Here is a 922-nt window from a genome sequence, read left to right on the forward strand (position 1 = left end):
GGGCGCGGGCGGTCGCGGGGCCGGTGAGCAGGCCCAGCACGGCCAGGTTCGCGAACAGGAAGTAGGCGTAGGAGCGCTGCGCGGACCCGCGGCTGACCAGGTAGGTGTCGAGGGTGGCGGCGACGCCGTCGGGCCACCAGAACCCCAGCGCGGTGAACGCGGCGGGCACCACGGCCAGGCCCACGCCCAGCGCCGCGAGCACCGCGGCCCTGGGACGGGCCAGCAGCAGCACCGCCAGCGGCACGGCGAACAGCGGCAGCAGCCCGTAACTCAAGTAGGGCAAGCACCCCAACAGCACCCCACCCACCGCAGCCTGCACCACCGCGCCCACCTCACCCGAGGCACCCCCTCCATGCGGCGCACCCGCTGCGTGCGGCGCGGTGACTGCAGGTGGCGCGGTGACTGCGTGCAGCGCGGCCCTTGCCGGTGGCGCGGACTCTGCGGGCGGCGCGGACTCTGCGGGCGGGGCGGCGGGCCGTATTCTGGGGCGGCGGGTGGATAGGGCGAGTAGGGCCGTCCCCCATGCGGCTACGGCCAGGAAGAAGGCGTCCATCGCGGTTGCGATCCAGAGTGCCAGCGGGGCCAGTACCAGGAACGGGACCGCCGCGCGGGCCGCGCGCTCGCCCGCCAGGCACCGCACCGTGACCGCGATCGCGGCGGCCGACGACGTGCCCGCCGCGATGATGAGCGCCGCCGCCCAGCCGGTGCCGCCGAGCCCGGCCTTCTCCAGCGCCCACAGCACCAGCGTCGGCAGCGGCGGATGCCCCCGCACGTGCGTGGTGTAGCCGGCGAGCCGCTCGGTGAACGTCGCCACCCATTCCAGGGGGTCGGGACGCACCTGCGCCAGGCCCGCCGGGTACTCGGTGGGCGCGTCCAGCGGCGCGGCGAGCGCGTCCAGGGGGTCGGGACGCACCTGCGGCTC

The 922-nt window shown here is 76.4% G+C and carries 1 pseudogene; it reads right to left on the reverse strand.

The window, feature by feature from the left end:
* Nucleotides 1-922 (reverse strand): annotated as a pseudogene (locus tag HUX53_RS07330) (hypothetical protein); the annotation flags it as partial.

This window comes from Actinomadura sp. BRA 177 (genome assembly GCF_013372625.1).
Lineage (GTDB): Bacteria > Actinomycetota > Actinomycetes > Streptosporangiales > Streptosporangiaceae > Spirillospora.